Below are 26,945 nucleotides of genomic sequence, written 5' to 3' on the forward strand. Positions count from 1 at the left end.
ATGGCATACGCCGCGGGCGCGCGTGGGGGATAGCCTCGTCCGGTTCGCGGCGCGCCCTGCGCCGTTGCTGTGATGGGGAACCCCTATGTCGACCAAACGCACCGCGGCGCTTTCCGGCGCCGTCCTCCTCGGACTGATCGGGGCCGCCGCGGCGTCCGCGCAGGCCGTCACCCTCGACGACTACAAGCGTGCCGATTCCTTCCTGGGCCACGCTTCCACGCTGGTGGACCACTCCGTCCAGCGGGTCACCTGGGTCGACGACGGCCATTTCTGGTACCGCGACCACGACAAGGACGGCGACCAGTTCCTTACCGTCGATGCCGCCACGGGCCAGGCCTCGCGCGCGTTCGACCGCGACAAGCTGGCCGCCGCGCTGTCGAAGGCGTCGGGCACGAAGGTGGAGCCCGGCAAGCTGCCGGTGAGCACGTTCGTCGTCCGCCCGGACGACGGCCTGGACGTGACCTCGCGCGGCAAGCACTACGTCTGCGACAAGGCGATCGGCAAGTGCGAGATCGCCGCGGTGAAGAAGGACGCGGCCGGCAAGCCCTACGGCGATGAGCCGGGCCTGAAGTCGCCGGACGGCAAGTCGGAGGCCTTCATCCGCGACTGGAACCTGTGGGTGCGCGACCTGGCCACGGGTGCCGAAACGCGCCTGACCACCGATGGCATCAAGGATTTCGGTTACGCCACGGACAACGCCGGCTGGCAGCACACCGACGAGGCGATCCTCGTGTGGTCGCCGGATTCGAAGAAGATCGCCACGTTCCAGCAGGACCAGCGCAAGACCGGCGAGATGACCCTGGTCACCACCAACGTCGGCCATCCCAAGGTGGACACCTGGAAATACCCGCTGCCCGGCGACAAGGACGTGACCATGATCGAGCGCGTCGTGATCGACGTGCCGACGAAAACCGTGGTGCGCTTCAAGATGCCCGCCGACCAGCATCGCTCTTCGCTTTGCGACGACGTGTCGTGCAGCCCCGGCATGTGGGACGACGTGCGCTGGGCGGGCGACGGCAAGAGCATTGCCTTCGTGTCCACTTCGCGCGATCACACGCACGAATGGTTCCGCGTCGCCAACCCGGAAACCGGCGACGTGCGCACGGTGTTCGAGGAAAAGGCCAAGACCTATTTCGAGAGCGGCAACGGCACGGTCAACTGGCAATACGTGCCCGAGACCGACCAGGTGATCTGGTTCTCCGAGCGGAGCAACTGGGGCCACCTGTACATGTACAGCCTGAAGACCGGCAAGCTGGAGCAGGCGATCACCCAGGGCGACTGGAACGTCACCGAGGTGCTGCGCATCGACCCGAAGACGAAGACGATCTGGTTCCGTGGCGTGGGTCGCGAGAAGGGCGTCGATCCGTACTACCAGCAGTTCTACAAGGTGGGTTTCGACGGCAAGGGCCTGACCCTGCTGACGCCTGAGAACGCCGACCATACGGTCAGCCTCTCCAAGGACGGCACCTACTTCTTCGATTCGTATTCCACGATCGACACGCCGCCGGTGGCGCTGGTGCGCCGTTCGGATACCGGTGCGACGGTCAAGGACATCGCCCATGCCGATATCTCGCGCCTGAAGGCCACCGGCTGGGTGCCGCCCACCGCGTTCACCGTGAAGGCGCGTGACGGCAAGACCGACCTCTACGGCCAGATGTTCAAGCCGTCGAAGTTCGATCCGTCGAAGAAATACCCGCTGATCGTCTACATCTACCCGGGCCCGCAGGTGGGCTCGATCCGCACGCGCAGCTTCCTCCCCGCCCATGGCGACAACCAGGCGCTGGCCGAGCTGGGCTTCGTGGTCGTGGCAGTGGACGGCATGGGCACGCCGTGGCGCTCCAAGGCGTTCCACGATGCGTATTTCCAGAACATCGGCGACAACACGCTGCCCGACCAGGTGCTGGCGGTGAAGCAGCTGGTGCAGAAGTACAGCTGGCTGGACGGCGATCGCGTGGGTATCTGGGGCCACTCCGGCGGCGGCAACGCCACGGCCACGGCCATGTTCCGCTACCCGGACGTGTTCAAGGTGGGCATCTCGGAGTCGGGCAACCACGACAACCGTAACTACGAGGACGACTGGGCCGAGAAGTGGCAGGGCCTGCTGGTCAAGGACAAGGACGGCAAGAGCAACTACGACGACCAAGCCAACCAGAAGTGGGTCAGCGGCCTGAAGGGTCACCTGATGATCGCGCACGGCACGATGGACGATAACGTCCCGCCGTACGAGTCGCTGCTGGTGGTCGATGCGCTGATCAAGGCGAACAAGGATTTCGACCTGGTCATGATCCCCAACGCGCACCACGGCTACGGTGATGCCACGCCGTACATGACGCGTCGGCGCTGGGACTACTTCGTGCGCTACCTCAAGGGGGAAACACCGCCCAAGGAATTCCAGCTCACCCCCATGCCGCCCCGCAATTAACCCATGTAGGAGCGCACGATGTGCGCGAAATGTGTTCGCCGAATCTGACGGGCTAGCGCGTAACCCCGGACGTTCGGCCTCAAAACATGTCGCGCACGTGCGTGCGCTCCTACACTCGGGTTTGTCGGGTTGCGCGAAAAGCTGCGACCTAGAGGCATGCGCTCCTACCCGGCGGTTGTCGGTACCGGGGCGAAGTGCATGGCGCCGGCGTTCATGCAGTAGCGCAGGCCGGTGGGATCGGGGCCATCGTCGAACACGTGGCCGAGGTGGGCGTCGCAGCGGGCACACTTCACTTCCGTGCGCTCTTCGAGCAGGCTGCGGTCGATCTTCTCCACCACGTTCCGTTTCGAGATCGGCTTCCAGAAGCTGGGCCACCCCGTGCCGGACTCGAACTTGGTGGCCGAGTCGTACAGCGCCGTGTCGCAGCCGATGCAGCGGTAGATACCGTTGTCATGCCGGTCCCAGTTCTCGCCCGTATAGGCCGGCTCGGTGCCTTCCTGGCGGGTGATGTAATACGACTTCGTGCCCAGCTTCGCCTTCCACTGGTCGTCGGTCAGCACCACGCGGGCCTCGGGATGGGGCCCCAGCGGTTTCTTGTCGGGCGCGAAGGCGTCGAGGGTCACCGTGCCGCCCTGCGGCGCGGGCGGGGCCTCGGCGGCCATGGCGGGCCTAATGGCGCGCAGGACGAAGGGCAGCGAGGCGGAGGCCGCGACCGTGGCGGCAAACACGCCCAGGAAACGGCGGCGATCGGGATCGGCGTGGCGCATGGAACCTCCGGAAAGCAGGAAGGGTGCCCGGTGGCACCCTTCCGATAAGACCGGACCGTGGGGGTCTGGCTTACACGATCAGTCGTTCACCCAATGGCACTCACGGTGGGTCTCGTAGGTCGCGTGCTTGTTCTGATTGTTCTTCTGGATCTGGTTGCCGGCGTAACCGCCGCCGACCGCACCGGCCACCGTGGCCAGGGTCTTGCCCTTGCCGCCGCCCACCTGGTTGCCCAGCAGGCCACCGGCCACGGCGCCCACGCCGGTGCCGATCAGGCGGTTATTGTCCTTGGACTGGATCTGTTTGGTCTGGACGTCGCGGCAGACCTGGTGCTGGCTGCGCCGGCTCTGGGCATCGGCCGGGGGAGCGGTCACGGCCGCACCGGTGGCGACGACGAACAGGGTGGCGGCGAGCAGATGGGTCTTCATGGGGCATCCTCCTTATAGGGCTGCGACAGGGATACCCCCGGCCTCGTGACGGAGGGGTCAAATACTTGCGCCGGCTCGGGCTTGATCGACATGGCGTATGGCCGCGGTTTAATCGGGGTGCCCCGCGCCTCGGCCACGGCCTCGGTCAGTTCGGCGCCCAGCAGCAGGATCAGGGCCGAGTAGTACACCCAGACCAGCAGTACCACCACGCTGCCCGCCGGACCGTAAGGGCCGCCGACGTTGCTGCGCTCCAGGTAGAAACCGATGGCGAACTTGCCCACCACGAAGAGCAGGGCGGTCAGGCTGGCGCCGATCACGGCATCGCGCCACTCGATGATGGCATCCGGCAGCACCTTGTAGATGGCGCCGAAGATGACGACGAACACGGCCAGGGAAATCAGTGTCTCCAGCACGTGCCAGCCGGTGGTGCCGCCGCGGACGAACACCGCGATCATGGCGCTGGCGGAGAACGAGATCACCAGCAGGAAGGCCAGCGAGAGCAGCAGGCCCAGGGCGTGCAGGCGCGCGCGTAGCCACGTCAGGATCGCATGGGTGGCCTTGCCGGGCTTCGGCTGCAGCCCCCAGACCCGGTTCAGGGCGCCTTGCAGCTGGGCGAACACGGCGGAGGCGCCGACCAGGGTGACGCCGAGGCCGATGATCCCGGCCACGCTGCCCACGCTGGGCTTCTGCTTGGCGTTTTCGATCACCAGCCGCACGGCTTCGGCGGCGCGCGAGCCGACCAGGCCGTTCAGGCTGTCGATCAGCTGGGCCTGCCACTCGGGACGGAGCGAGGCCACCACCCACAGCAGCAACACCAGCAATGGCGCGAACGACAGCGCCGAGTAGAAGGCGAGCGCGGCGGCGCGCGTCATCAGCTCATCGTCGCTGAATCCCTTTACCGTGGTGCTGACGACCCGCCAGCCCATCTTCAACCTCGCATGCACGTGTTCGCCTCCCGAATCGACCGAGCCAGCTTCGCGGCTGGGGCGCGAAGATGGCGTGGACTGGGCTCAGGCGGCGTGCAGTGACGCGATGGCGCCGGGGATGGCCTCGGCGCCGGCCACCTCGGCCACGCGCTCGCCCATGGCGAAGCCGGTCAGGCGCTCGTGCTCCCAGGTGCTGTGGTAGGGCATGTACACCCCGCAGCCGCCCAGGGCGACTACCGGGGCGATATCCGACTTCAGCGAGTTGCCGACCATGGCGAAGCGCTCCGGCGGGAGCCCGAACTCCCGTAGCAGGCGGGTGTACGTGGCGGTATCTTTCTCCGAGACGATCTCAATTCGGTGGAAGATGCCGGCCAGCCCACAGTGGGCCACCTTGGCTTCCTGGTGGAAGAGGTCGCCCTTGGTGATCAGCACCACGCGGTGGGTCGCCGCCACGGCCTCCACCGCCTCGCGGATGCCGGGCAGCAACTCGACCGGGTGGCCGAGCACGTCCTTGGCCAGGCGTACGATGCGATGGATGTCGCGGGCCTCGATGCGCCCGTCGGTCAGTTCGATCGCCGATTCAATCATGGACAGGGCCATGCCCTTGGCGCCGTAGCCGAACAGCGCGATGTTGCCGCGCTCCGTGGCCAGCAGGGCCGTGCGCAGGCCCTCCGCGGCCAGATCGACATACCGGCCCAGGATGGCCTCGAAGGCCGCCTGGGCGTCGTCGTAGTATTCCTGGCTACGCCACAGCGTGTCGTCGCCGTCGAAGCCGACCATCTCGATCATGAAGGCAAGGTTCCTGCGCGCACGGTTGCGTGCGACATCGTTAAAGCGGAACCTCGCAGGTTGCCGTCAATCGATGCCGCGCGCAACCGCGCGCCTGTCCTGGGACTATTCCATATGTATGAGTTTACCGACGTCGCCTGCCCCTACTGCGGCGAGACCATCGAGGTGGCCGTCGATACGTCGGGCGGCAGCCAGATGTACATCGAGGATTGCCAGGTCTGCTGCCGGCCGATCGTGATGCGCCTGACGGTGGACGAGGGCGACGATTCGTTCGCGCTGGATGCGTCGGCGGAGAATGAGGGCTAACTGTAGGAGCCCACGATGTGGGCGATCCGTCACCCTGCCCACATCGAATGAAGCCATGCCATCCATCCATGCGGGCGGTTCCGAACGCAAACGTAGATGGCGGTGGATCGCGGACATCGTCCGCTCCTACAACGGCAACGCGACGCCGCGCTGTAGGAGCCACGATGTGGGCGATCCGGCCCTCCACGCCACCGCAGCCGTGTAGGAGCCCACGATGTGGGCGACCCAGCCCCCCACACAAAGAAAAGGCCCGGGTCTCCCCAGGCCTTCTCGATGACACCGATGACGGAGCGGCTTAGAACGCCACCGACATCTTCAGGCCGAGCACCAGCGCGTCGTCGTTCTGCTTGCTGCCGCCCGGATCCTTGATGTACTGCAGGTTGGGACGCAGTGCGATCGAGGGGATCGGCGAGTAGCTGTAGAACACTTCGGCGACCTTCTCGTAGCCGTCGTTGACGATGCCGTCCGTGCCGGTGATGGCATTGACCAGGCGCTGGTTCTTCGCGGCGTAACCGCTGGCGTGCGAGCCACCGATGGCGGCGCCGATGAAGTCGTTCGGGCGATCGAAGATGCCCTTGTACTCCATGCCCAGCGAGATCTGGTTGTTGGTTGCGGACGTCTCGTGGTCGGCCGACGCGATGTTCAGGAACACCGTGGTGCCGTTGCCGCCGGCTTCGCCGGACACCTGCTGCTGGAAGGTGATCCATGCGCCCTTGCGGGAATCGTGCTGCAGCGGCTCGTTGCCGGTCAGTGCGATGGGCTGGCGGTTCACGTCGAGGTACAGGTCGTTACCCTTGGACGTGTTGTACCAGACGCCGGCGCGGTACGAACCGGGCAGGCCGTTGACCATCGGCTTCCAGCCGAACTCCAGCGGGATCAGCGCACCGGTGGTGCCGCCGGGGAAGTTCGGCTTGAGGCCGTTGTGACGCGCGTAGGAGTCGTCGACGTACTTCGGGTTGACCTGGTAGGCGGCGATCTGGACGAAGGTTTCCTTCGAGGTATCCAGCTTCAGCACCGTGGCCCACTGGCTGGTCGGCCAGTTGACCCAGTAGTCGCCCACGATGTTACCCGGCTGCGCGCCGCAGAAGGTCAGGTTCTGGAAGTCGCACGAGAACTGGTTGATGTCCTCGCCGACCGGCAGGCGGCCGATCTTCCATGTCAGGCGATCGTCGAAGAACTTCTGCACCAGGGAGAAGACCGTCAGGTGCCAGGTCTGGCCGCGACCGTAGACTTCCTGGATCAGCTGGTTGTTGCCGATGTTGGCGTCGGCGCCGATGTTGCGGCCGTTACGATCGGTAACCACGATGTTGAACGTCGCGCCGTTCCAGCCCCACAGCTTCTGCAGGTCGAACGCGGCGCCCAGCTTCCACTGGTCGGTGTAACGGGTGATGTTCTTGGTGCCGCCCGAGTAGTTGTGGGCCGCTTCACCGCCGTAACCGAGGTCGAACTTCACGCCGGCGTCTTCGAGCCGCGTGCGTTCACCGTTCCAGTCACCGAACAGGTATTTGCTGGTTGCGAGGTCGTCGGCGTGCGCCGCGGTGGCAGCCAGGCCGAGGCATGCGAGCAGCACGCCGGCGATGGGACGCTTAGCGAGTACGTTGAGCATGTGTCCTTCTCCCTGAAAATTTATGCTTTTGCGTTTATGGCTTTTGATTATCTAAGTTGCAACGCACAATAGCTCCCCGCGCGTCCAACCCGCCGCATCATAATGTTTTTGTCAGACTAATGTGTGGGCATCGCGAATTCTGCCCCCGCACTTTCGTCGTGGTTCAGCCAACGCTGTGTGACAGCTTTCTGTCTTGTGTAGAAGCGCACAGATTCCGGGCCGTGGGCGTGGTGGTCTCCCATCAGGCTCTTCTTCCAGCCGCCGAAGCTGTGGAAGGCCATCGGCACGGGAATGGGGATGTTGATGCCGATCATGCCCACCTGAACGCGGTGGGCGAATTCGCGGGCCACCTGGCCGTCGCGGGTGAAGATAGCCGTGCCGTTGCCGAATTCATGCTCGTCCACCAGCTTCAGGGCACTAGCGAAATCCGGCACGCGAACGACGCAGAGCACGGGTCCGAAGATTTCTTCCTTGTAGATGCGCATGGCGGGGGTGACGCGGTCGAACAGCGTGCCGCCCACGAAGAAGCCCTGTTCGCAACCGGCGACCTGATAGCCGCGGCCGTCCACGACCAGCTCGGCACCGGCCGCTTCGCCGTCGTCGATGTAGTGGGTGATACGGTCGCGATGCACGCCGGTGACCACCGGGCCCATCTCGATCGTCTCGTCCAGGCCATGACCTATGCGCAGCGCCTTCACCCGCGGCGCGAGCTTCGCCACCAGCGCATCGGCGGTGGCCTCGCCCACGGCAACGGCCACGGAAATCGCCATGCAGCGCTCACCGGCGGCGCCGTAACCCGCGCCCATCAGTGCGTCCGCCGTCTTGTCGAGGTCGGCGTCGGGCATGACGATCATGTGGTTCTTCGCGCCGCCCAGTGCCTGTACGCGTTTGCCCCTGGCGGAACCCTGCGCATAGATGTATTCGGCAATCGGCGTGGAACCGACGAAGCTCACCGCACGCACCAGCGGATGTTCCAGCAGGGCATCCACCGCGGTCTTGTCGCCGTGCACCACGTTGAACACGCCGTCGGGAAGGCCGGCTTCCTGCAACAGCCGGGCCAGCTCCACCGCCAGCGACGGATCGCGTTCGGACGGCTTCAACACGAAGGTGTTGCCGCAGGCCAGCGCCATGGGGAACATCCACATCGGCACCATGGCGGGGAAGTTGAACGGGGTGATGCCGGCGCACACGCCCAGCGCCTGGCGCATCGTCCAGGCATCGATACCGTTGGCGATCTGTTCGGTGTACTCACCCTTGAGCAGTTCCGGGATGCCGCACGCGTATTCGACCACTTCCAGCCCGCGGATCACTTCGCCTTTCGCGTCGGAAAGCACCTTGCCGTGTTCGGCCACGATGATGCGCGCGAGGCGGTCCAGGTCGCGCTCGATCAGGTTCTTGAAGCGGAACATCACACGCGCACGCTTGAGCGGCGGCGTGTCGGACCATGCCGGGAACGCGGCATGCGCCGCGCGCACGGCGGCATCGACATCGGCGACCGACGCGAGGTCCACCTCGGCCGCGGGCACGCCGCGCGCCGGGTCGTAGACCGGTGCCGTGCCGGAGGGCGAGCCGGCATAGGGCTTGCCGTCGATGAAATGGCCGATACGGGGAAGGGAGGAGGCGGAAGGCTGGGCGGACATGTTCGGTTACTCCGATGCGGCGCGGTCAGCGCGCGATCATCCATTCGTGGGCGGGATCGTTACGGAAGTGCCAGGCGCGGCTCGGGCCGGCCATGACATTGAGGTAGTAGCCGCGGTAGCCGTGCGGCATCACCACCGGGTGGTAGCCGCGCGGCACCATCACCACGTCGTGGTTGCCGACGGCCATCGACTCGTCGATGTCGCGCTCGTCGGTGTAGACACGCTGGAAGGCAAAACCCTGCGGCGGATCGACGCGATGGTAGTAGGTCTCTTCCAGCACGCTCTCTTCCGGCAGGGCGTCGGTGTCGTGCTTGTGCGGTGGGTAGCTGGACGAATGCCCTGCCGGGGTCAGCACCTCGACCACCAGCAGCGACTCCGCGTCCTCCGTTTCCGGCAGGATGTCGCACACGTAGCGCGTGTTGGCGCCGGTGCCGCGCGTGGAACGCTTCATCGTCGCCGGGTCGATCAGACGCGCGGGAAACTTGCCGGTGGCCGGCGCGGACGCCAGCGCCAGTTCGGCATCGGTATGCGCGGTCACCGTGTACACGGATGAGGGCGGCGCATAGACCGCGTGCGGCGCGCGGTCCTCGAACACGCTGGCGCGTCCGTCGAGATCCTTCCACGAGTGGCCCGCCACCGCGATGTCCACGCGGCCCACGAGCACCACCAGGCAACCCTCGCGACCGTCCGGCAGCGCGATCTCCAGCGTCGATCCCGCCGCGATGCGGCGTGCTTCGAAGCCTACGTGTTTCCAGTGGGCGGTTTCCGGGGTGACCTTGACGATGGCCTCGCCGGTGGGCATCGCCTTGACCAGCAGGCTCATGCGGCCTCCCCGACCGTCGCGCGGTCCAGCAGGTGACGCAGCGTGTCGTAGCCTTTCTTGGCGAAGGCATAGCTGGGTGCCACGGACGGATCCTGCTCGGCCTCGACCACCAGCCAGCCGGTGTACCCGTGGGTTTTCAGGCGATCGATGATCGCGGCGAAATCGATCACGCCATCGCCCGGCACAGTGAAGGCGCCATTGAGCACGGATTCGAGGAAGGTCCAGTGGCGGTTGCGTGCCAGGCGCACCACGCCGGGACGCACGTCCTTGCAGTGCACGTGACAGATGCGGCCGATGTGGCGGTCCAGCACGGCCAGGGGGTCGCCGCCGCCGAAGTACGTGTGGCCGCTGTCGAACAACAGGCCCACTTCGTCGCCGGTGTGGGCCATCAGCTGGTCTACATCCTCGGGCGATTCCACATAGGCGCCCATGTGATGGTGGTAGGCCAGCCGCACGCCGTGCGACAGCGTGAACTTCGCGAACGCGGTGAGGTTGTCGCCGTAGCGTTTCCAGTCGTCGGCCGTGCGGAAACGCGGGCGCTTGTACAGCGGCACCGGCTCGCCCTGGATGGCGTGGGCCACCTCGCCGTAGACCATGACCTTGCAGCCGTTCTCGGCCAGCAGACGGAGGTGCTTTTCCACGGCCACGGTTTCGTCCTGCGCGGACCGCTCGGCCACGCGCCCCGAATACCAGCCGGACACCACGTCCAGGCCGTAGCCGGCCATCAGGTCGCGCAGCGCGGCCGGCTCCTTGGGAAACTTGTTGCCCAGTTCGAAGCCCTCGTAGCCGATGGCCTTGCCTTCGGTGAGTGCGGTGGACAACGGGATCTCGCCGCCGAGCGAAGGCAGGTCGTCGTTGCTCCAGGAGATGGGGTTGATACCGATGCGGATGGGATCGTTTTTCATGCGGGCGTGTTCCTGGTCTTGCGGGCCACGATGGCGGTGTCGTAGCCGGCGCGGGCGTCGCGCACGGCGTCGCGCGACGATACTTCGGGGATCGCCACCTCCCACCAGGCGCCGCCTTCGTCCGTGGTGCGCGTGTGGTCGGTATCGATGCTGATGAGGTAGGTGCGGTCGGCGGCGCGCGCGCGTTCCATCGCGGCCTCCAGGCCGGCGATGTCGGCGACGTGCTCGGCGATCGCGCCCATGGCGCGGGCATGCGCGGCGAAATCGATGGTGGGTGCGCCGTGCCGGCCCTGCACGCAATCGTCGAACATGTTGTTGAACGCAGCGCTGCCGGTGGACTGTTGCAGCCGGTTGATGCAGCCGTAACCCCGGTTGTCCAGCACCACGACGATGAGCTTGGCGTCGAGCATCACCGAGGTGGCGATCTCGGAATTCATCATGAGGTAGCTGCCGTCGCCGACCATGACCACCACCTCGCGGTCGGGCAGGGCCATCTTCACGCCCAGCCCGCCGGCGATCTCATATCCCATGCACGAGTAGCCGTATTCCATGTGGTAACCGCCGGGTGTTTCGGTTCGCCACAGCTTTTCCAGTTCCGCCGGCAGCGTGCCCGCGGCGCAGACGACCACGTCGTCTTGCGTGGAGCGTGACGACGAGCGTTGCACGGCACCGATCACTTCGCCGTCGTAGGGCAGGCGGCCTGCCGGCGGCTGGCGGGCATCCGTGGTGCGCGCCACGATGTCCAGCCATGCCCCGGCCACCTGGCGCGCGCGCAATGTCCAGGCTTCCGGAGCGGTCCAGTCCTCCAGGCCGAAGCCCAGGTCGTCCAGCACGCGTGCGGCATCCCCGATCACTTCCAGGCCGTTGCCCTTGAGCGCGTCGAACGTATTGACGTTGACCGAGAGGATCGGCACGTGGGCGAACAGGGCATTCGAGCCGGTGGTGAAATCCTGCAGTCGCGTGCCCACGGCGATCACCAGGTCGGCGTCGCGCAGCAGGGCGTTGGCGGCGGTGGAGCCGCAGACGCCCGCGGGGCCGAGATGCAGCGGGTGGTTCCACGGCAGCACGCCCTTGCCGGCCTGGGTCTCGCACACGGGCACGCCGTGCTTGTCGGCAAAGGCCAGCAATTGCGGGGTGGCCCTGGCGTACAGGGCACCGCCGCCGGCCACGATGACCGGACGCTCGGCCGCCTCGATGGCGTCCAGCGCGTGCATCAGTTCGTCGTCGGTGGGCTGCGGCGCGCGGAACACGATCTCGCGCGGCTCGAAGAAGGCCAGCGGCCAGTCGTACGCCTCGGCCTGCACGTCCTGCGGCAACGCCAGCGTCACCGGGCCGCAGAGGGCGGCATCGGTGAGCGCGCGGATGGCCCGTGGCAGCGCCGTCAGCAACTGTTCCGGACGCACGATGCGGTCGAAGTAGCGGGACACCGGACGCAGGCAGTCGTTGACCGAGACGGTGCCGTCGCCGAAATCCTCCAGCTGTTGCAGCACCGGATCCGGAGCGCGCGAGACGAAGATGTCGCCGGGCAGCAACAGCACCGGCAGGCGGTTGACGTGAGCCAGCGCCGCCGCCGTCACGAGGTTGGTGGCACCCGGTCCGATGGACGTGGTGACGGCCATCATCCGCCGGCGCATGTGCGCTTTGGCGTAGGCGATGGCGGTATGCGCCATCGCCTGTTCGTTGTGCGCGCGATACGTCGGCAGCGTGTCGCGGATGCCGTGCAGCGCTTCACCCAGCCCGGCCACGTTGCCGTGGCCGAAGATGGCGAAGACCCCGCCGAACAGCGGCGCGGACACATCGCTGTCCGGATCGCGGCCCTGCAGTGCGGCGAGGTAACGGACCAACGCCTGCGCCGTGGTCAGCCGGACGGTGACCGGGGGAGAGGAGGGCGTGGTCATGCCGCGGCGCCTTCCCGCATCGGCGCCTGCGGGGCACGACGGCCTTCGCGCCACAGGGCGATCATCCGTTCGAACGCCGCACGCGCCTGGGCGACCAGCGTCTCATCGTCGATCCGCCCCGCCAGCCAGGCTTTCGCCGGTTCGCTGAACAAGGTGCGGCCCACCGCGAAGCCACGGCACGTGGTGCTCTCCAGGGCATCGGCGAAGCCGGCCGCTAGGACCGCCTCGGGGGCGTTCAGGCCGAGCAGCAGCACGCCGCGGCAATGCGGGTCGCGCTCGGCGATCAGGGCGTCGATGCCCTGCCACGCGTCGCGCTGCGGCGGGCACAGCTTCCACCAGTCGGGGCGGATGCCGAGGTTGTAGATGCGTTTCATCGAGCGCAGCACCAGCTCGTCGCGCTGAGCGGGGCCGCCCGTGCACGGCGGGATGATTTCCAGCAGCAGCTCGTGGCCGCTGATGACGGCGGCATCGTAGAGCGAACGGATCTGGGTTTCCTGTTCCACGCGCTCCATGGGCGTGGCATCGGGGTCGAAGGCCACGAGGCACTTGATGACGTGCTCGCGCGGCCACGCGATCAGCTGGCTGCCGATGGAGCGGCCGCGTTCGAGTTCGAGCGGGCAGGAGCCGGGCACTTCCACCGGCCGGCCGATCCACCAGCCGCGGCCGGTGGCTGCGTTCAGCGCATCCTGGCCGTAGCGGTCGTCGGCCAGCAGGCCGACATGGCCCTGCAGGTGGCCGGCGCGTTCGGTGGCGGCCACCGCGTCCACGAGCAGCTCCTTCAGGCGCGGCAGCCGAGCTTCGTCGCCGCCGGCTTCGCGGGTCAGCTCGAAGAACGGCACCCGGTGGTCGAAGGCGAATACATACAGGTCGTTCCACGCCTTGCGCGGCACGGCGGTGCGGTGCAGGTGGGACAGCTCGGCGTCGAGATCAGGCCGCGGGATGCCGCCTTCACGGGTGAGGAATGCTTCGAGCTCCGCACGGGCGGGCATGGCCGGTGCGCAGCCGTGGCGGGACACCACGATGGCGCCGCAGGCGTTGGCGAACGCGCAGGCCCGCTCCACGGACTCGCCGTCCAGCCAGCCGGTCAGGAAACCGGAAAGGAAGGCGTCGCCCGCGCCGAGCACGTTCAGCACTTCCACGCGCGCGCCGCGGTAAGTCGGGGCGTCGTCGATGCGCTCGGGAATGGGCCCGTCGATTACGCTGCAGCCGATGGCGCCACGCTTGACCACCAGGGTGGCGGCGCTGATGCCGCGCACCGCGCGCAGTGCCGCAAGCAGGTCCTCGCTGCCGCCGGCGATATGGAATTCCTCTTCCGTGCCGACGATCAGGTCGAAGCCCGGCAGGCTGGCCTGCAGGTGCGCGGTGACATGATCGGCGGCCACGAAGCGGCGCTCGCCGTCGCCCTTGCCCGTCAGGCCCCAGAGCACCGGACGGTAATCGATGTCGAGCACCGTGCGCACGTCGTGCTGGCGGGCCAGGTCGATGGCCCGCGTGGCCGCGGCATGCACGCCCGGCTGCGACAGGTGCGTGCCGGTGATGGCCAGCGCGCGGCAGCGGGCAATGAAGGCCTCGTCGATATCCTCCGCGGTCAGCCCCATGTCGGCGCAGTTGTCGCGGTAGAACAGTAAGGGAAAGGTCTCGCGATCCTTGATGCCCAGGATGGCCAGGGCGGTGAGGCGGTCCGGGTCGACCGTGACCTGGCTGATGTCGCAGCCCTCGGCGTCCAGCGTCTCGGTGAGGAAACGGCCCATGTGGTCGTCGCCGACGCGGGCGAGCATGGCCGAGCGCAGGCCCAGTCGCGCCGTGCCGAAGGCGACGTTGGCCGAGGACCCGCCGAGGTACCTGGCGAAACTGGTGGCGTCCTCCAGGCGGGCGCCGATCTGCTGGGCGTAGAGATCCACCGCGAGCCGGCCGAGGCAGGCGACGTCGATGGGGCGGGAGGCGGAGCGGGGCAGGGGACTACGCATGGGGGTTTTCCGTGTTCAGGCCGCGCGGCCTTCCAGTTCGTCGACCAGGCTCTGGATCTCGGTGCCGCCGGCCATCATGTCGAGCACGGCTTCCTTGGTGACATCCGCCTTGGCGAAGGTGCCCATGGACTGGCCGCGGTTCAAGAGCGTGAAGCTGTCCGCGATGGGGTAGGCGTGGTGCACGTTGTGAGTGATGAAGATCACCGAGATGCCGCGCTCGCGCGCCTTGTGGATCAGCTTGAGCACGTTGCACGACTGCTTGACGCCGAGAGCCGCGGTGGGCTCGTCCAGGATCAGCACCTTGGCGCCGAAATGGATGGCGCGGGCGATGGCCAGGCACTGCCGCTCGCCACCGGACATGGTGCCCACCGGCTGGCTGGCGTCGCGCACGCGGATGCCCATCTCGGCCAGTTTCTCGCGCGCCGTCTCGTTGGCGTAGCGCATGTCGATGACGGGAATCAGCCCGAACACCTTCCGCTGCGGCTCACGCCCGGCGAAGAAGTTGCGCGCGACGCTCATCAGCGGCACCAGCGCCAGGTCCTGGTAAACGGTGGCGATGCCGTCGTCCAGCGCCTCGCGCGGCGAGCCGTACTTCACGGGTTGCCCTTCGACGCGGTATTCGCCGGTGCTGGGCTGGTGCACGCCGGCCAGGGTCTTGATCAGCGTGGACTTGCCGGCGCCATTGTCGCCGAGCAGGCAATGCACTTCGCCGCGCCGCAACCGCAACGTCACGCCTTGCAGGGCGATCACGCTGCCGAAGAACTTGCTGACGTTGTCCAGTTCGAGAATGTAATCGTCGGCCATGCGGGCGGTCCTCACTTGGTACTCGCAGCGCGGCTGCGGATGTAATGGTTGAACAGCACCGCCAGCAGCAACATGCCGCCGAGGAACACGCGGTACCAGTCCGAATCGATGTTGGTGTACGAGATGCCGATCTGCACGACGCCGAAGATCAGTGCGCCGAAGCAGGCACCGATGACCGAACCGAAGCCGCCGGTAAGCAGCGCGCCACCGATGACCACGGCGATGATGGCTTCGAACTCTTTCTGCAGGCCGCGATCGGCGGCCGCGGAACCCACGTCGGCGACCTGGAGCACGCCGAACAGGCAGGCGCAGAACGCGGTGAGCACGAACAGCGACACCTTGACCCGGCGCACCGGCACGCCGACGTTCTTGGCGGCGTTGGCGTCGCCGCCCACGGTGAAGATCCAGTTGCCGAAGCGGGTGCGCGCCAGCACGAAGCCGGCGGCCAGGCCCATCACCAGCCACCACACCAGCACCTTGGGAATGCCGCCGACCACGGGATCGCCGCTGGGCAGCTTCTCGATCAGGTTCATGCCGGCCAGCGCGGTGAACAGCCAGTGCAGCGTGGTGCCCGAGAACAGCGCATTGATGAGCGGGTCCTCGGCGAACTTGTCGCCCACGCCGCTGACGATGGTGCTGTTGGCGAAGCTGGTGGACAGCACCAGCGTGAGGCCACGCAGGATGAACATGAAAGCGAGGGTGACGATGAACGACGGCAACCGGGTGCGCACCACCAGGTAGCCGTTGAGCGCACCCAGCGCCATGCAGCCGACGAAGGCGAAGAGCACGGCCGCCCACAGCGGCCAGCCCAGGTACATCGGTGGAATGGCGACCAGGACGCCGGCGAAGCCGATCATCGAACCCATCGACAGATCGAACTCGCCGGCGATCATCAGCAGGCAGGCGCCCACGGCCAGGATGCCGAGGTACGCCGCTACCTGCGCCCAGTTGATCACGCCATCGAGCGCGAACATGCCCGAGCCGCGGGCGAAGATGCCGAAGAAGACGAAGACGAGCACGGTGCCCGCGATCGACCCGAGTTCGGGCCGGTCGAGGAGAATGCGCCACGGGGATACCCGTCGCACGCGTTCGTCCGTGGAGGTCGGTGCTTCCGGCGCTTTCGCGCGGTTGGACTGGATCATGTCTGACACGCTCTCATTGATGGCGCTCATGGTTCATTCCCCGGCGATCAGCGGTACTGACCGGCGTATTTCTCGACGGTGGCCACGTTGTCCTTCGTGACGAAGGCCGGGCCGGAGCTGACCCCCGTGGCGGTGTAGACGGGCTTCAGGTCGTACTGCTTCAGGCGGGCCTGGAACTTCGGGTTGGCCTTGAGCGCGGCGATGATCTTCGCCGGGTCGTTGGTTTTCTCGTCATGCGCGATCACCAGCGCGGCGATGCCCATGTAGCCCTGCAGGTACGGCTGCTGGTCGATCGCGTACTGGATCGTGCCGGACTTGATGCCGTTGATGATGGCGGGGGAGAGATCGAACGTGCCGAAGTCGATCTTGCCGGCCAGGTGCATGTCGTTGACCACCTTGATGGTCGGCTCCGCGGCGTTGGGGCCGAGGGCCAGGATGGCCTGGGTCTTCGGGTTGCTGCGCAGGTAGGCGCTGACCTTGCTGGCGACCACCGTCGGGTCCATGCCCGAATCGATCATCGAGGTCTTGCGCCAGTCCTTCACGCCGATGGCGTCGGCGAAACCCTTGCAGCGTTCGAACGAGGCGTTGTTGGTGGCGTAGTGGTTGACGCAGACGAAGCTGGTGACGCCCTTGGCCTTGGCGCGCTCGCCAGCGGCCTTGCCGGCGTCGTACTCGCCCTGGCCTACGTGCATGATCGCGCCGATCTTCTTGCTCTCGTCCGGGGTGCCGGAGTTGATCGTGACGATGGGAATGCCCTTGGCGGAAATCTTCGCCGCCGGCGACTTCAGTACCGCGAAGCTGGCGATGTCGAACGACACGCCCTTGTAGTTGCGCGCGGCGGCGGACTCGAGCTGGCGCGCCATTTCGGAGAGATCGCCGTTGCCGGAGCCGCGGTAGTCCACCTCCACGCCGAAGTCCTCACCCGCCTGCTTGATGGCGTTCTTGATCGTGTTCCACCAGGAATCGGAATCGGCGGCGTGGGTCACCAGGACATAACGGTCGCCGGGCGCGGCCTGCGAGGCAGGGGCGGCAAGGCCGAGACCGAGGGCGAGGGCTGCCGCCAACGAGGCGTGGAAAAGTTTGGATCGCATATAGCCTCCACAGGTGACCGCGGCGCGGTCGGGTGATGGGTATCGAACTGCGACGACGGCCCGGGGGCCGCGGTTTGTGCCGAAAGCGAGCCGAGCATGGACCTGCCGTTCCACGGTTGCAATTTGCATTGCAGCAAAAAAATAAATGGAAAATATGTTCCATCCCGTGGTTGAATGCCGCCGGTCCCCCCTGGAGTGCCCCATGGCCAAACGCGACGAAGCCGATGCCCTCATGCAGCGCATCGCGGAGGAATTCGAGGCCTTGCCGCGGCAGTTGCAGGGCGTGGCCCGCTACCTTGAGGAACATCGTGGTTCCATCATGGTCCAGCGCGTGGGTGAGATTGCCGAGGGCTGCGGCGTGCACGCGTCGGCGGTGGTCCGCTTCGCCCAGCGCTTCGGCTATTCCGGCTTCACCGAGATGCAGGCGGTGTTCCGCAACGCCTTCACGGCGCAGGCGGCGCCGCAGCGCAGCTACCAGCAGCGCATCCGTAGCGTCATCAAGGGCGGCAAGGGCAGCCTGCCCGCGGTGGAGATCGCCTCGCGTTTCATCGACGCCAGCCGCGCCGGCCTGGACGAACTGGCCGCCGAGATCGATGAGGTGCGCTTCCAGAAAGCGGTGGACATGCTGGCCGCCGCCGAAAACATCTACGTGATCGGCGTGCGCCGGTCGTTCGCCATCGCCACCTATATCGCCTACGCCCTCCAGCACACACCCAAGCGGGTACACCTGGTCAGCGGGCTGGGCGGCATGTTCCGCGAGCAGCTGCGCAGCATCGGCAAGGGCGATGCCTTGATCGCCATCAGCTTCCCGCCGTTCGGCAAGGAAACGCTTTACGCCATGCGCGTGGCGCAGCAGCACAAGGCCGGCGTGCTCGGTATCACCGAGAGCGACCTGGGCCCGCTGGCGCGGCATTCGGATGTGCTACTGAAGGTGAAGGAGGGCAGCGCGTTCGCCTTCCGTGGTCTCACCAGCACCATGTGCCTGTGCCAGGCGCTGTTCGTCGCGCTGGCCTACAAGCTCGAACTGACCGTCGAAGAAACACTTCCCCGAGGAGAATACGATGATTGAAGTAGCCGTTTTCGGTGCCGGTCGCATCGGCAAGATCCACGCAGGCAACGTCGCCCGCCACCCCGAAGCCCGCCTGCGTTACGTGGTGGACGTGCACGCGCCCTCGGCCGATGAGCTGGCGGGCAAGCATGGCGCCAAGGTCGCCAGCGTGGACGAGGCCCTGAACGATCCGGCCGTCGGTGCCGTGGTCATCGGTTCCAGCACCGACACGCATGCCGACCTGATCCATCGCGCGGCGGCGGCGGGCAAGGCGATCTTCTGCGAGAAGCCGGTGGACCTGGACGTGGAGCGCGCGCGCTCGTGCCAGGCCGCGGTGGAAAAGGCCGGCGTCACCTGCATGATCGCCTTCCAGCGCCGCTTCGACCCCACGTTCTCGTCGCTGAAGAAGCGGCTGGATAACGGCGAGATCGGTACGCCGGAACTGCTGGTGGTCACCAGCCGTGATCCCGGTGCCCCGCCGGTCGCTTACATCAAGAGTTCCGGCGGCATCTTCAAGGACATGCTGATCCACGATTTCGACATCTTCCGCTGGATTCTTTCCGACGAAGCGGTCAGCGTGCATGCCACCGGCAGCTGCCTCACCGATCCGGCCATCCAGGAGGCCGGTGACATCGACACCACGGCGGTCACCATCCGCACGCGCAGCGGCCGGCTCTGCCAGATCAATACCTCGCGCCGTGCCGCATACGGCTACGACCAGCGTTTCGAGGTGCTGGGCAGCAAGGGCATGTTGCAGGCCGGCAACGTGGCGCCGACCCAGGTCGTCGCGCATACCGCGTCCAGCATCGCGCACGACCTGCCGGAGCATTTCTTCCTCGAGCGCTACCGCGAGGCGTATGCGGCGGAGATCGCCCACTTCTTCGACGCGCTGGCTGGCGGCACGCCGGTGCGCACCACCATCGCCGACGGTATCAAGGCGCTGGAACTGGCCGAGGCCGCCGCGCGTTCCTGGCGCGAGGGCAAGGCGATCGAGGTGAGTATCTGACCATGGCCACGCTTCGTATCGGTCTTGCCGGCCTCGGCCGGCTCGGCCAGCGCTATGCCGAGAACCTGGCGCGCGCCGTCCCGCGCGCGGAACTGGCCGCCGTGTGCAGTCCCGTGGAGGCGGAGCGTGCCTGGGCCCGCGACACGCTGGATGTTCCAACCATCCATACCTCCTATGAGGACATGCTGGCCGACCCGTCGCTGGATGCCGTGTTCCTGGTCACGCCTACCTCGCTGCATGCCGCGCAGATCGCGCAGGCGCTGGACGCGGGCAAGCACGTGTTCTGCGAGAAGCCGTTGTCGCTGGAACTGGACGACTGCCGCCGCGCCGCGGCGCATGCGGCGGTGGCCGGCAAACGGGCGATGGTGGGTTTCGTGCGTCGTTTCGACGACAGCTACCGGAACGCGTTCCGCCATATCGAGGCGGGCGGCATCGGCCGTCCGTTCCTGGTGTATTCGCAGACGACGGACCTGGCCGACCCGAGCGGTGCGTTCCTGAAGTTCGCGCCCACCAGCGGCGGCATCTTTCTCGACTGCAGCGTGCACGACATCGACCTGGCCCGCTGGCTGCTGGGCCGGCCGAAGGCCACCAAGGTGTACTCGACGGGCACCGTGGCGATGTATCCGCCGCTGGAAGCCCTCGGCGACGTGGACAACGGCATCGCCATTGTGGAGTTCGAGGGCGGTCGCATGGCGATGTTCTACGCGTCGCGCACGCAGGCGCACGGCCACGACACGCATACCGACGTCACCGGCACCGCCGGCCGCGTCAGCATCGGTCGCAACCCGCGCGCGGACCGCGTGGAGATTGCCGATGCGCACGGTGTGCGCAACACGGTGCTGCCGTCGTTCTACGAGCGTTTTGCCCCGGCCTTCGTCACCCAGGCCCGGCATTTCGTCGACGCCGTGCTCGACGACACGCCGTTCGACCTGACCATGGACGACGCGGTGGAAGCGACGCGCATCGCCATCGCGTTGCGCGAGTCGTTGCAGACGGGGCAGCCGGTGGGGCTTTGAGAGGAAATCGCCCACATCGTGGGCTCCTACATCCGGTGATCGTGATCGCCCACATCGTGGGCTCCTACAACGGCTATCGTGTAGGAGCCCACGATGTGGGCGAATTATTCTTCATGATGCACCGCAACACCCCGGCGTTATAATCCCCGCCATGTCCCTACCTCCCCTTGTCCCCCAGCGCGGGCGGCGTTTCGCGATCACGGCGCGCATCCTTTCCGCCGTCGTGTTCACGTTCGTCGTCTATCTCTGCATCGGTATCCCGCTGGCCGTATTGCCGGGCTTCGCGCATCTCGACCTCGGTTACTCGACCATCCTGGCCGGCCTCGCGGTCAGCGCGCAGTACCTCGCCACGCTGATGAGCCGGCCCTATGCCGGGCGCATGGCCGACGCGATGGGACCGAAACGCGCCGTGCTCACCGGGCTGGTCGTGCTGGCGCTCTCGGGTCTGTTCCTCGCACTGGCCGCGCTGGTGCCGACCATTCCGGCGCTGTCGCTGGTGCTGATCCTGCTCAGCCGGCTGGGCCTGGGTTTTGCCGAGAGCTGGGTCAGCACCGGGTCGATCACCTGGGGCATCGGCGGCATCGGTGGCGAACATACCGCGCGGGTGATTTCCTGGAACGGCATCGCCACCTACGGCGGCATCGCGCTGGGTGCGCCGCTGGGTGTGACGCTCGCCCGCGACCACGGCTTCATCGCCTTGGGCATCCTTACCTTCGTGCTGGGGTTGATCGCCGTGCCGCTCGCGCTGGCGAAGGCGCGCATCGCGCCCAGCCACGGTGAGCGACTGCCGTTCAAGAGCGTGCTGTCGCGTGTCATGCCCTACGGCGTGGGCCTGGCCCTGGGCTCGATCGGTTTCGGTTCGTTGTCCACCTTCGTCGCGCTGTATTACGCCAGTCGCGGGTGGACCGACGCGGCGCTGTCGCTGTCCATCTTCGGCGGCTGCTTCATCGGTATCCGCCTCGTGTTCGGCAACGTCATCGACCGCTTCGGCGGCTATCGCGTGGCCATCGTGTCTCTGGCGATCGAGGCCTGCGGCCTGGTTGCACTTTGGCTCGGCAGCACGCCGAACGCCACGATGGCCGGCGCGGCCCTGACCGGGGCCGGCTTCGCGCTGGTCTTCCCCGCGCTGGGCGTGGAGGCGGTGAACCGCGTCAGCACCCATAACCGAGGTGCGGCGCTGGGCGCGTATTCGGTATTCCTGGACGTGGCGCTGGGCCTGACCGGGCCGGTGGGCGGTTGGGTGGCGGGGATCTACGACTACCCGGCCATCTTCCTTCTCGCCGGTTTCGCCGCGCTGGCGGCGGCCCTGCTGTCGGTGTCGCTGTACCTGCGTTTCGGTCGCGACACGGATTCCCGCGGGAAAGCGGCCGCTACCCGGGCATAATGCCTCCCTGATTCCCGACGAGGTTCCACCATGCCCTACGATCGCAGCTGGACCGGCTTCGGCATTGTCGGTGCGCTGGAGACGGGTGGCATCGCGCTGCTGGTGGGCCTGGTGCTCTACGCGGTGGTGCGGGCGTTCGGCAAGGCCAACGGCTGGAGCCACGGCAAGGACATCAGCGTGGCCTTCGCGCTCACGCTGGTGCTCGCCGGCGGCCAGGACCTCTGGGACCTTTTCTACTTCAACTTCGCCCCGCTGCAATCGATGACGCTGCTGCGCCTGAAGCTGGCGGCGGTGCACGATCCGGACGCCATCGGCCTGCGCGTGTTCTTCGAATGCGTGGGGTCGCTGGTGGGGGTGTGCCTGGGCTGGGCCGTGTTTTCCGGCGGCTTCAGGCAACTGCTGCAAGGCATGCGCACCCCCACGCCCTGACGCTCAGCGGTGGTGGGCGAACATCCAGTCCCACAGCGTCGGTGTCGCATAGGCTTTCTGCCACGAGCCATGGTTCACGCCCGGAAACTCGGTGTATTTCACCTCGGCCTTGCGGGCCACCAGCGCCGCATGCATCTTCCGCGACTGCTCGGTGGGCACGACGTTGTCGTCGCCGCCGTGGAAGATCCACACCGGTAGCGCACCGACTTTCTGCGCCACCCAGGCGAAGGGGTCGCTGCCGGTCGGCACCCCCTGCACGAACAGCTGGCGGTCTTCGTCGTCGCCCAGTTGGGTGACGCCGCCGCAGATGATCGCCGCCGCGGCGAACGTGCCCGGATGATCCGCCGCGAGCTGCCAAGAGCCATAACCACCCATGGACAGGCCGGTGAGGTAGAGGCGCTTGCGATCGCCATGGAACTCCATGACGCTTTTTTCCAGCGCGGCCATGGCCATGTCGGCATCGGCCTTGTCCGTCCACTCCGTGTTGTCCGGCGCCTGGGGGATCACCACCACGGCGGAGAAATCGGTGTGCTGCTTCAACCAGGGCGGCAGGCCCTGCGACAACGGCTTGAGGTTGTCGTTGCCACGCTCGCCGCTGCCATGCAGGAACAGCACCATGGCGGGATGCGGCGTGATGTCCGCGGGGACGAACACCTGATAGCGGTAGGTCCGGCCGGCCACGTCGACGCTGCGTTCGACGAACTGCGCGGGGGCGGCAGAGGCACCGACGGCGGTCATGGCGGTGAGGAAGGCGAGGGTACGAAGCATGATGAGTCCCTGGTCGGCGAGGTGGCGCGAGGCGTCAGAGTACCGGATCGAACAGGCGCGCCACATGCAGGGCCACACGCCGCAGGTACGACAGCCGCCGGTAGTCGTTGACGTTCACTTCGTCCGCGTTGGCGAAGTCCGTTTCCAGCATCGCTTCCACCTCGGCGGCGAAGGTCTCATCGACGTTCAGCGCGGCAATCTCGAAGTTCAGCCGGAAGCTGCGGTTGTCCAGGTTCATGCTGCCGACCACGGCGGTGTCCTCGTCGATCAGCATCACCTTCTGGTGCACGAAGCCCGGCTGGTAGCGGAACATGCGGATGCCGGCCACCGTGGCCTCGTGCGCATAGAGCGTGCTGGCCATGAACACGGTGCGATGGTCGGGGCGGCAGGGAATCAGGATGCGCACGTCCACCCCACGGAACACGGCCAGGCGCAATGCCGCGAACACGGCCGGATCCGGCACGAAGTAAGGCGTGGTGATCCAGATGCGTCGCTTCGCCGCGTGGATCACCTGGGTGAAGAACAGCGAGCAGCTTTCCTGCCGGTCGGCCGGCCCGGTGGCCACGATGAGCGTGGCGGCGCGTCCGCAGCGTTCGGGCGGGGGCGACGACGGCGGGCGCTCGCCGGTCACCCAGTACCAGTCCTCGGCGAACACCCGCTGCAGGTCGGCCACGGCCGGCCCCTCGATCTGCATGTGGGTATCGCGCCACGGTGACAGCGGTGGCGAGGCGCCGAGGTATTCGTCGCCGGCGTTGAGGCCACCGACGAAGCCGCGCTCGCCATCCACCACCAGCACCTTGCGATGGTTGCGGAAATTGAGCTGGAAGCGGTTGCGCCAGCGCCGGGTGGCGAAGCGACGTGCTTCGACGCCGCCCTTGTGCAGGGTTTCCACGTAGCTGTCCGGCAGGGCGTGGCTGCCGATGCCGTCGTAGAGCAGGCATACCCGCACACCGGCGGCGGCGCGTTCCAGCAGGGCATCGCGCAGGCGTCGGCCGAGCACGTCGTCGTGGATGATGAAGAACTGCACCAGCACATAGCGCTCGGCGCGGGCGATGGCGGCGAACATCGCGGTGAAGGCGGCCTCCCCGTCGATGTGCAGGGCCAGTGCGTGACCGCTGTGCATGGCGCTGTTGATCATCCGCCCGATGGCATCGTAACGCGGGTCATGGACGGGGGCGGGCGGCGTCAGCAGGCCGGTGTGACCTGGGTGGGCCACCTCCTCGTGGAGCATGAAGAACCGCGCCTGGCGCTGTCGGTGCAGGTCGACGTAGCCGCCGAAGTGGCTGGCGCCCAGGAACAGGTAGGGCACCAGTGACAGGTAGGGCAGGAAGACCAGGCCCAGGGCCCAGGCGAAGGCGCCCTGGGCCGTGCGGGCATGCATGACCGCGTGCATGGCGGCCAGCACGCCGGCGGCGTGCAGGGAAAGCGCGGCGATGGCGATGAGCGTCGTGATCATACGCCGGCAGTGTCCACGTTTTCGACGTGTCAGCCCAGCAGCATGTTGGCGACGTTCTGCGCCTGCTTGCGGATTTCCGGAATGGCCGTGGATTCCCACAGGGCGCCACGCAGCATGCTGCCCATGGCGAACAGGTTGGGCCGGGCCTTGCCGTTGCCGTCCAGCAGGTGGCCGTCGGGCACGGCGCGCAGGCCCAGGCCCAGGGGATCGGGCTGGACCAGGCCGTCGACCACCAGCTGGCGCACGAGGCGATGCTCGGTGCGCTGGGTATCGGTGTTGAGGCCGACGGTCTGGACGACGAGGTCGTACGACGCCGTGCTTTCCGTGCCCCCGGGCAGCGCGCGCACCACGTCCAGCGTGCCTTCCGGCGACAGGCGTACCGCGCGCATGCGGCCACGCCCACGCTCGAAGCGGCCTTCGGCTTCCAGTCGTGTCGCGGCGGCGGCCACCTGCGGCGGCATGCGATGACGCGCCCGCTCCCACGCCCAACGTGCGTGACGCAGGAAACGCGACCGTTCGGCGCGTGGCAGGTCGCGCCACAGGCCCTGGGTATGCGGGCGCATGCTGTCGATCACGGTGCGCCAGTCCTTCGCGTTGGCCGTGGCCTCGCGCAACCGACGCAGCCACACGCGCACGTTCGGATCGTCCTGCATCGCCTCGACCAGTTCCGAGCCGTCGTCCGTCGGTGCGGAGGCGGCGGCCAGGTGCGGCTCGGGCAGCTTGCCGTGGCGGGACAGGGCGGTGAAGTGGGCGTTCGGCCAATGCGCCGACAGTTCGAGCAGGACGTCGACGGCGGTGAGGCCAAGCCCGATGACGAGCACGCGCAGGGGGCGATCGTCGTGCTGCACGCTGTCCAGGAACGGCCAGGGATCGGTGACGTAGCGGCCGCTGGCGATGGCGGCGTCCTCGACGCCGGCCAGGGGGCGCGGCGGCAACGAACCGATGGCCAGCACCGCGGCGTCGGCATGGGATTCCTCGTCGCCGTAGCCGATGGTCACGCCGTCGGCCGTGGGCACCAGCGCATCGGCGTCGAACGGATGCACGTTGATGTCGTGGCCCAGTGACGCGGCGTGTTTCACCGCCTGCTCCACGCGCGACTGGAGGAAATCGCCGTAGAGGCGCCGTGGCAGGAAGTCGGAACCCTTGACCGAGGGGTCCAGCGCCTGGGCGTACTCGAGGAAACCGCCCGGCTTGCTGACGAACATGCCCATGGATGCGGCACGCACGTTCAACAGGTGGCGTTCCGAGGGCGTGCCATAGGCGATGCCACGGCCGGCCGCCGGCGCGCCGGCGTACCAGTCCAGGTGCAAGGGCCGGGGCGTACGCCGCTCCAGCAACTCACTCACCAGCGTCGCCGCTGCCGCGCCACCGCCGATGATGGCGACTTTATGAAACATGCTGTTGGTCCTTCGCCCGATGGCTGGGGTGGAGGGCCGTAGACCGTCAGGCCGTCAGGCGTCCCGCGATAATCGATTGCCTCGGTCGTGCTATCCAGTGTCCCGAGGGACCCGGCTGCTCGTACGCGAGATACTGTGCCAGATCGCCACCGTACACGTGAAGCGTGAGCGCCGTGTCATGCCGCGACAAATTGCGGCAGCGGTGGGCGTGCGTCTCGGTGGCGTCGAACCATGTGGCGTCCCCGGGACCGAGCCAGGTGCGCCCGGTGCTGCGCAGGGCGTGCTCGTCGCCGTGGGGACGGTCGAACGATTCCACTTCCAGCGCACCGGAGATGGTGGCTTCGAGCCCCCACAGCCCGCCATGGTCGTGCACCGGCGTGACATAACCCGGCGGCCAGGCCATGACCAGCACGCTGACCGGTCGCTTCGACCGCTCGGCGAGTATCCAGCGCTCGAAGCCACGGCGACGCTCACGCAACGGCCCCAGGGCCTGGGCCAGTTCCTGGCTGTGGGCATGGAGCGCACGGCCGAGGTCCCGCCCCATCGAGGCGAGATCCGGGTGCTCCACGTCCGACAGGTCGAAGGCGATATCGCGCAACGTCCTGACGATGGAAAAACGCTTACCCATGGGCTGGGCTGTCTCTGGAATTCACTGGAGGAAAGTGGACCACGGAGGCCGTTAAACCGTCGTAACTCCTGGTTGGGGTGGGGTGGTGGATTGCGTGGGCTCGCCTTTGGCATCGCGTTGGGCTTGGAGCCTTGGCGCCTGGAGCAAGAGCCGGCGGGTAGCCCCCTCGGGTCCACGCCTGCGGCGACCCGTCAAGGAAGGGCCGCTGGCGCGGCCGTATTCTTATTGCCCTTCGGGCCCGGGTCGGGCTTCGAACGGGGATTTTCGATTCGCCATCCATGGCTCAGCGAAAATGGCCGGC

24 protein-coding genes are annotated in these 26,945 nt (G+C 67.1%); 7 read left to right on the forward strand and 17 right to left on the reverse strand.

Annotated features, from left to right (window positions below; genetic code table 11):
- Positions 1-85 precede the first annotated feature (85 nt).
- Entirely contained in the window at positions 86-2,422 is a 2,337-nt protein-coding gene (locus tag QRN34_RS18025) for a S9 family peptidase (RefSeq protein WP_285406648.1), read from the forward strand.
- A 164-nt stretch (positions 2,423-2,586) separates the two neighbouring features.
- Here QRN34_RS18025 and msrB read toward each other — a convergent pair whose 3' ends face one another.
- The 4 genes from msrB to QRN34_RS18045 form a co-directional block, all read right to left on the reverse strand.
- Entirely contained in the window at positions 2,587-3,189 is a 603-nt protein-coding gene (gene msrB, locus QRN34_RS18030; protein ID WP_285406651.1) for a peptide-methionine (R)-S-oxide reductase MsrB, read from the reverse strand.
- A 78-nt stretch (positions 3,190-3,267) separates the two neighbouring features.
- Positions 3,268-3,615 (reverse strand): glycine zipper 2TM domain-containing protein, encoded by a 348-nt coding sequence (locus QRN34_RS18035; protein ID WP_285406654.1) that lies wholly within the window; start codon positions 3,613-3,615, stop codon positions 3,268-3,270.
- The gene (locus QRN34_RS18040; protein WP_285406656.1) at positions 3,612-4,559 is read right to left on the reverse strand and encodes a YihY/virulence factor BrkB family protein; all 948 of its coding nucleotides are present in this window, start codon (positions 4,557-4,559) and stop codon (positions 3,612-3,614) included. Before QRN34_RS18040 ends, QRN34_RS18035 begins: the two co-directional genes overlap by 4 nt.
- 66 nt (positions 4,560-4,625) lie before the next feature.
- Positions 4,626-5,330 carry an HAD family hydrolase gene (locus QRN34_RS18045; RefSeq protein WP_285406658.1) on the reverse strand — a complete coding sequence of 235 codons (705 nt, stop codon included), beginning with the start codon at positions 5,328-5,330 and terminating at the stop codon, positions 4,626-4,628.
- 114 nt (positions 5,331-5,444) lie between these two features.
- Here QRN34_RS18045 and QRN34_RS18050 point away from each other — a divergent pair, with 114 nt between their 5' ends.
- The gene (locus tag QRN34_RS18050) at positions 5,445-5,636 is read left to right on the forward strand and encodes a CPXCG motif-containing cysteine-rich protein (RefSeq protein ID WP_036139759.1); all 192 of its coding nucleotides are present in this window, start codon (positions 5,445-5,447) and stop codon (positions 5,634-5,636) included.
- A 295-nt stretch (positions 5,637-5,931) separates the two neighbouring features.
- Here the strand turns inward: QRN34_RS18050 and QRN34_RS18055 are convergent, their stop codons facing one another.
- The 9 genes from QRN34_RS18055 to QRN34_RS18095 all read right to left on the reverse strand — a co-directional run bounded on the left by QRN34_RS18055 (position 5,932) and on the right by QRN34_RS18095 (position 17,512).
- Positions 5,932-7,242: a carbohydrate porin gene (locus QRN34_RS18055; RefSeq protein ID WP_285406661.1), complete on the reverse strand. Its 1,311-nt coding sequence runs from the start codon at positions 7,240-7,242 to the stop codon at positions 5,932-5,934.
- Positions 7,243-7,358: 116 nt separating this feature from the next.
- Positions 7,359-8,882, reverse strand: a complete 1,524-nt coding sequence (locus QRN34_RS18060) for a CoA-acylating methylmalonate-semialdehyde dehydrogenase (RefSeq protein ID WP_285406662.1) — start codon at positions 8,880-8,882, stop codon at positions 7,359-7,361.
- A gap of 25 nt (positions 8,883-8,907) precedes the next feature.
- Entirely contained in the window at positions 8,908-9,705 is a 798-nt protein-coding gene (iolB, locus tag QRN34_RS18065) for a 5-deoxy-glucuronate isomerase (RefSeq protein WP_285406665.1), read from the reverse strand.
- Positions 9,702-10,610 carry a myo-inosose-2 dehydratase gene (gene iolE, locus QRN34_RS18070; RefSeq protein WP_285406668.1) on the reverse strand — a complete coding sequence of 303 codons (909 nt, stop codon included), beginning with the start codon at positions 10,608-10,610 and terminating at the stop codon, positions 9,702-9,704. The genes iolB and iolE overlap by 4 nt, the downstream gene beginning before the upstream one ends.
- Positions 10,607-12,508 carry a 3D-(3,5/4)-trihydroxycyclohexane-1,2-dione acylhydrolase (decyclizing) gene (gene iolD / locus QRN34_RS18075; RefSeq protein WP_285406670.1) on the reverse strand — a complete coding sequence of 634 codons (1,902 nt, stop codon included), beginning with the start codon at positions 12,506-12,508 and terminating at the stop codon, positions 10,607-10,609. The genes iolE and iolD overlap by 4 nt, the downstream gene beginning before the upstream one ends.
- Positions 12,505-14,475 (reverse strand): 5-dehydro-2-deoxygluconokinase, encoded by a 1,971-nt coding sequence (gene iolC, locus QRN34_RS18080; RefSeq protein WP_285406673.1) that lies wholly within the window; start codon positions 14,473-14,475, stop codon positions 12,505-12,507. The genes iolD and iolC overlap by 4 nt, the downstream gene beginning before the upstream one ends.
- 15 nt (positions 14,476-14,490) lie before the next feature.
- Positions 14,491-15,279 (reverse strand): ATP-binding cassette domain-containing protein, encoded by a 789-nt coding sequence (locus QRN34_RS18085; RefSeq protein ID WP_285406676.1) that lies wholly within the window; start codon positions 15,277-15,279, stop codon positions 14,491-14,493.
- 11 nt (positions 15,280-15,290) lie between these two features.
- Positions 15,291-16,451 (reverse strand): ABC transporter permease, encoded by a 1,161-nt coding sequence (locus QRN34_RS18090; protein WP_285406678.1) that lies wholly within the window; start codon positions 16,449-16,451, stop codon positions 15,291-15,293.
- Positions 16,452-16,468: 17 nt separating this feature from the next.
- Entirely contained in the window at positions 16,469-17,512 is a 1,044-nt protein-coding gene (locus QRN34_RS18095; protein ID WP_285406680.1) for a sugar ABC transporter substrate-binding protein, read from the reverse strand.
- 202 nt (positions 17,513-17,714) lie between these two features.
- Between QRN34_RS18095 and QRN34_RS18100 the strand changes: the two genes are divergently transcribed.
- The 5 genes from QRN34_RS18100 to QRN34_RS18120 all read left to right on the forward strand — a co-directional run bounded on the left by QRN34_RS18100 (position 17,715) and on the right by QRN34_RS18120 (position 22,395).
- On the forward strand, positions 17,715-18,581 hold the full coding sequence (locus QRN34_RS18100) for a MurR/RpiR family transcriptional regulator (protein WP_285406682.1): 867 nt from the start codon (positions 17,715-17,717) through the stop codon (positions 18,579-18,581).
- Positions 18,574-19,566, forward strand: coding sequence for an inositol 2-dehydrogenase (gene iolG / locus QRN34_RS18105; RefSeq protein WP_285406684.1), 993 nt, complete (start codon positions 18,574-18,576; stop codon positions 19,564-19,566). The genes QRN34_RS18100 and iolG overlap by 8 nt, the downstream gene beginning before the upstream one ends.
- A gap of 2 nt (positions 19,567-19,568) precedes the next feature.
- On the forward strand, positions 19,569-20,582 hold the full coding sequence (locus QRN34_RS18110; protein WP_285406687.1) for a Gfo/Idh/MocA family oxidoreductase: 1,014 nt from the start codon (positions 19,569-19,571) through the stop codon (positions 20,580-20,582).
- Positions 20,583-20,733: 151 nt separating this feature from the next.
- Positions 20,734-21,966, forward strand: a complete 1,233-nt coding sequence (locus QRN34_RS18115; protein WP_285406690.1) for an MFS transporter — start codon at positions 20,734-20,736, stop codon at positions 21,964-21,966.
- Positions 21,967-21,996: 30 nt separating this feature from the next.
- Positions 21,997-22,395 (forward strand): hypothetical protein, encoded by a 399-nt coding sequence (locus QRN34_RS18120; protein ID WP_036139783.1) that lies wholly within the window; start codon positions 21,997-21,999, stop codon positions 22,393-22,395.
- Positions 22,396-22,398: 3 nt separating this feature from the next.
- Here QRN34_RS18120 and QRN34_RS18125 read toward each other — a convergent pair whose 3' ends face one another.
- From QRN34_RS18125 to QRN34_RS18140, 4 genes are read right to left on the reverse strand one after another with little or no spacing between them, the layout of a single operon-like run.
- Positions 22,399-23,163: a prolyl oligopeptidase family serine peptidase gene (locus tag QRN34_RS18125; RefSeq protein ID WP_285406694.1), complete on the reverse strand. Its 765-nt coding sequence runs from the start codon at positions 23,161-23,163 to the stop codon at positions 22,399-22,401.
- Between the two features lie 34 nt (positions 23,164-23,197).
- The gene (cls, locus tag QRN34_RS18130; RefSeq protein WP_285406696.1) at positions 23,198-24,619 is read right to left on the reverse strand and encodes a cardiolipin synthase; all 1,422 of its coding nucleotides are present in this window, start codon (positions 24,617-24,619) and stop codon (positions 23,198-23,200) included.
- Positions 24,620-24,648: 29 nt separating this feature from the next.
- Complete coding sequence (locus QRN34_RS18135) at positions 24,649-26,016, reverse strand: FAD/NAD(P)-binding protein (RefSeq protein WP_285406699.1); 1,368 nt, start codon at positions 26,014-26,016, stop codon at positions 24,649-24,651.
- Positions 26,017-26,062: 46 nt separating this feature from the next.
- Positions 26,063-26,644 carry a cysteine dioxygenase family protein gene (locus QRN34_RS18140; protein ID WP_036143887.1) on the reverse strand — a complete coding sequence of 194 codons (582 nt, stop codon included), beginning with the start codon at positions 26,642-26,644 and terminating at the stop codon, positions 26,063-26,065.
- Between the last annotated feature and the right edge of the window lie 301 nt (positions 26,645-26,945).

Source organism: Luteibacter sp. ME-Dv--P-043b, from assembly GCF_030209605.1.
Lineage (GTDB): Bacteria > Pseudomonadota > Gammaproteobacteria > Xanthomonadales > Rhodanobacteraceae > Luteibacter.